A 4,382-nucleotide genomic window follows, 5' to 3' on the forward strand; every position below is an offset into this window, starting at 1 on the left:
AGACCGTCGCGCATGATGCTCATAACCTGCTGGTTGCTGGTGATAACGACGCTGACATGGCCTTGGCTGCACGCACTCTCATCGAGTGCGGCGGTGGCGAAGTCGCCGTTCAGGATGGCAAGGTGCTTGCGTTAGTTGAACTACCTGTCTTTGGTTTGCTTTCCGACCAGCGCATCGAGCTTGTTGCTGAGAAAGTTGCTCGAGTGGAAGAGGCGTGGCGCACAATGGGATGCACCATGCCTTCGCCCTTTATGACTATGGGCATTATGTCGCTGGCGTGTGTGCCCGTGCTGCGCATCACCAACAGAGGTTATGTTAACTGCGTAAGCTATCAGTTCCAGCCACTCGAAGCTGAGTAAATTACTGCCAATTTCCATCGAAAGGACTGCCTGTGCCGCAACACACACAAATGCAAAACTATCCCTTCTCACTTGTTGCCTTTGACCTTGATGGCACCACCATTGATACGATTTCGGGCAAAATGCATCCACGTGTTCAAGCAGCACTTAAATACGCCCACGACCACGGGGCTCAGGTCTGTGTGGTGAGCGGTCGTCCCCTGCATATGCTCCACGACTTGCTGGTATGGGATTGGGTCGATTGGCTGCTCACACTTAATGGATCCGTTGTGCGCCGACAGAGCGACCAGAGCATTCTCTTTAAAAATGAAATGCCTCATGAGCTGGTAAACGATGTTTTTTCTACTCTTGATGACCTTAACCCTGCGTGGTTTGTCTTTTATGAGAGCGAGACCTACCGCGAGCGCCGTGCAATTACCTATATGGCACGTGGAGGATCGGATGGCCTAGGCGAAGCCACTAGCGAAGAAGACATCCTAAACACGATGACGGGTATGAAGCCTGTAGACTCCATCCATGAAGCCATGGCCAAGCACCCCGATACAGTCTTCAAGATGGAATGCAGCTTTGAGACCACCGCACTAGCTGAAGAGGCTGGCCAGCGCTTGCACGCGCTTGGCCAGCTCGACATCGCGCAGATGGGTCCTATTGAATATGAGCTTACTCGCGCTGGTGTCAACAAGGGCACCGCGCTCGAGCAACTGTGTCAGGAGCTGCAGCTTGACATTTCGCATTCTGTCGCATTTGGTGATAGCGGCAACGATTACTCAATGATTGGCCATGTTGGTACCTTTGTCGCAATGGCTAACTCCACCCCCGAGATTCTCAAGGCTGCTGATGAAATTTGCCCCTCTTTTGATGAGCAGGGTGTGGCCGTCTGGCTGGAACAGTATCAAGCTTAGAGCGCTCTTAGAGCGCCCGTCTCATCAGATATCTGCTTGATAAATTTGCGATCTTCAAGCTGATAAACGCGGTCACATGACGAGAGGGTCGAAGGCCTATGGGAAACCATAATGATGGTTTTGTCGGCATACACTGTTTGCAACGTATGCAGGAGCTCGCGCTCATGCAGCACATCAAGCGCGCTTGTTGGCTCATCCATAACAATGACATCAGGGTCGGCTAGCAGCACACGCGCGATACCTATGCGTTGGCGTTCGCCACCCGAAAGGCGTGCTCCCATCTGACCCATTTGCGTGTCATAAGCTTCAGGCAGACTCTCGATAAGATCGGCAATGCCTGCTCGTTTGGCAGCGCGCCTTACCTCCTCAAATGTTGCTGTTGGCTGCGCAAATGCAATATTGTCTGCGATGGAACAATCAAAAAGGTAGGTATCCTGTTCGAGCAAGGCTATGCGCCGGCGCAAAACGTTTAGAGAAATCTCTCGTGCATCAACACCATTAATCCTAATGTGTCCTCGACTGGGGTCATAAAAGCGCAGTAACAAGCGAAAACTCGTTGATTTGCCTGCGCCACTTGGTCCCGCAATACCAATACGTTCACCTGCCTTGATATACAGGTGAGCACCATCCAGGACGGAGGCATGCGCATCAGGATAGCTAAAGCTCACGTCCTCAAACTCGATGGACTGAATCGAGCCGCAATCCCTGTGTCCCATATCTGCAATTGCTGCGGCGCAATCTTCAATGCGAAAGATCCGATCTGCCGCAGCAAATGCTTCGAGCAGGTGCGTCACCACAAAAGTCAAGGAGAACGTCGATGAAAACGATGCTGTTGCAACAAAAGAGACAATAATCGCTCCAGCGGGACTCCCCACACCTGCCGCTGCAAGACGTGCTGCTACAACAACTACCAAAATACGCGCAAGGTAGACAAAGAAGTCGGGGAGTGCGGATACTGCCTGCTGATGAAGAGCCAGCCCGTGCGCAGAACTATTAACCTGCTCATTTGCTGCTAGAACCTGACGTTTGCGCTGCTGACCTGCACTAAATATCTGAATGTCTTGTATGCCATACACGCTTTCAAGTACCAATGATTTGAGTTGGGCGAGAGCGGCACGATAGCGCAGACCAATGCCTCTGCCCACACGTAAGGCTAGCAACGGAATCAAAACGCTTGTCAACACAAAAATCGGCAGGAGCACCGCAACGTACAAAAGATGCACACGCGCCGCCACCATAAGCGCAGCGAGGGGCACAAGCACCACCGTAAACAGTGGACCTATCGTATGCGCAAAAAAGAACTCGAGGGTTTCAACATCAGTTACTGCAATAGACAGCAACTCGCCTTGGCTGCGTTCAATCAAAATGGTAGGTGCCAAGCGGTCAATTTCCTCAAATAGGTGGACACGCAGCTGTGCCAACAAGTTATAAGCGCCTACATGCGAATAACGTCCCTCAAGGTAGCGGCAAAGTGCAATAAGACTGCCGCTAAAAATTACCCCCGCAAGATAAACGCGCCAATCACCAGCCAACATCTGGCTTACATTCAAAATCGCAGCGACACCAAAACCCATAACACCCAGGCGCGCCAGATTCCCCACAAGTGATGCAAGCGCAGATACCACAAGATAGAAAGCAATTGGCTTACCTATACGTAACAGGCGAAATACAAGTACGGGAAGTGGATATGCATAGCTGTAGCTTTTCTTTTCACTCATGCTGCAGCTCCTTCAAGCTTTGCTTGCTCAGCGACAAGTTGCTGGTAAAGACCTTTATGCTGCATAAGTTCTTCATGTGTGCCCTGCGCCGTGATGCAGCCTTGTTCAAGAACATAAATACAATCTGCCCAACGAATGGTTGAAAGGCGATGAGAGATAATCACCAAGGTACGGTTACGTGACAGCTGATGGATGCAGTGCCAAATCTCCCGCTCACTCTCTTCGTCAACCGAGGAAGTTGACTCATCAAAGATGAGATATTTTGCCTGCGACAAAAGTACGCGGGCGATACCCATTTTTTGACGTTGGCCACCCGAAAGGCGCGATCCCGCATCACCTACTGCAGTATCTAATTTGTCGGGCAGGCTACGCACCCAATCACCCAAAGCAGCCTCGTTCAGTGCCTCATAAAGTTTTTCATCGTTTGCATGCGGGGCGGCAATCTGAAGATTTTCACGAATGGTGCCCGTAAAGAGGCTGACGGTTTGAGGAACCATGGCTACGTGATAGCGCAGCTCTTCGGGAGTAAGACTGAGATAGTTTTGCCCCTCGATATAAAGATTGCCAACTGTGGGATCTATAAAGCGCGCAAGAAGTGCTGCGACCGTTGATTTACCACAGCCTGAAAGGCCTACCAGCGCAATTGTCTTGCCGCAAGGCACTCGAAGCGAAACATTATGTAGAGCCATGCGATTGGGAGACTCGGGATAGCTGAAACTCACATTCTCCAAGCGGATACCGTCATATGTCTCGGGATCGCTAGGTGCATGAGGATTGTTAACTCGGGAAGTATCAACCGCAAAGATATCTTCGACCTTTGTAGCAGCCGATATTGCGGTGAGTGCATCGTGAGTTGCATCCATGAGCTGACGTATTGACGCGAAATAACCATAGGCAAGCAAAAGAATGGTGAGGCCAGAACCTACGGTCATCCTAGCTGCTGCCAAGTCAAAACATACGATAACAAGTGCAATGGTTATAGCCAAATATATAAGCGCTTCATTGACAAAGTGTGAGCTAAAGTTGATACGCATGAATTCATTGATATCTGCGCTCAAGCGACTTGCCTTGGATTGTAGAGTCTGGCTGCGATCCGCGTCACGACCAAAAAGCTTGATACTCGTCAGCCCTCGTAACGAATCAAGGAAGTATGCCGTCATATCTTCAACCGAAATCCAATAGCGACGGCGCAGAGCTTCTATCTGATGGCGGAACAAGTTGTTGAGCGGCAAGAGCACTACAGACACTACTAGCAGCAATACCGCAATAGACAGCGACAGGGGCGCTAAATGGAAAAACAGATAGACAGGAGCAATCACCGAAAAAATCAGCGAAGGCAGATAGAGTGAATAATAGGTTTGCATCTGCTCAACAGCATCCACCGATGAGGTGATGGCTGATAC

General features: G+C 50.5%; 4 protein-coding genes. 2 read left to right on the forward strand and 2 right to left on the reverse strand.

Annotation, left to right across the window (positions count from 1 at the left end; genetic code table 11):
- Window positions 1-359: adenine deaminase C-terminal domain-containing protein (locus Q0X25_RS07430; protein ID WP_298580694.1), on the forward strand; the 359-nt coding region annotated here is incomplete at its 5' end.
- 32 nt (window positions 360-391) lie between these two features.
- Window positions 392-1,261, forward strand: a complete 870-nt coding sequence (locus Q0X25_RS07435; protein ID WP_298580697.1) for a Cof-type HAD-IIB family hydrolase — start codon at window positions 392-394, stop codon at window positions 1,259-1,261.
- On the opposite strand, the gene Q0X25_RS07440 is transcribed toward Q0X25_RS07435, so the two are convergent.
- Together Q0X25_RS07440 and Q0X25_RS07445 are read right to left on the reverse strand one after the other, a co-directional pair.
- Entirely contained in the window at window positions 1,258-2,979 is a 1,722-nt protein-coding gene (locus Q0X25_RS07440) for an amino acid ABC transporter ATP-binding/permease protein (protein WP_298580700.1), read from the reverse strand. The two genes, Q0X25_RS07435 and Q0X25_RS07440, sit on opposite strands and share 4 nt — an antisense overlap.
- On the reverse strand, window positions 2,976-4,382 hold a 1,407-nt coding region (locus tag Q0X25_RS07445; RefSeq protein WP_298580703.1), incomplete at its 5' end, for an ABC transporter ATP-binding protein/permease. The genes Q0X25_RS07445 and Q0X25_RS07440, both read right to left, overlap by 4 nt.

Origin of the sequence: uncultured Olegusella sp. (assembly GCF_947253395.1) — a bacterium.
Taxonomy (GTDB): Bacteria; Actinomycetota; Coriobacteriia; order Coriobacteriales; family Atopobiaceae; genus Olegusella.

Excerpts from the sequence above, each read along its gene's own strand:
- Q0X25_RS07440 (WP_298580700.1), bottom strand. The coding sequence starts at position 2,979 with ATGAGTGAAAAGAAAAGCTACAGCTATGCATATCCACTTCCCGTACTT.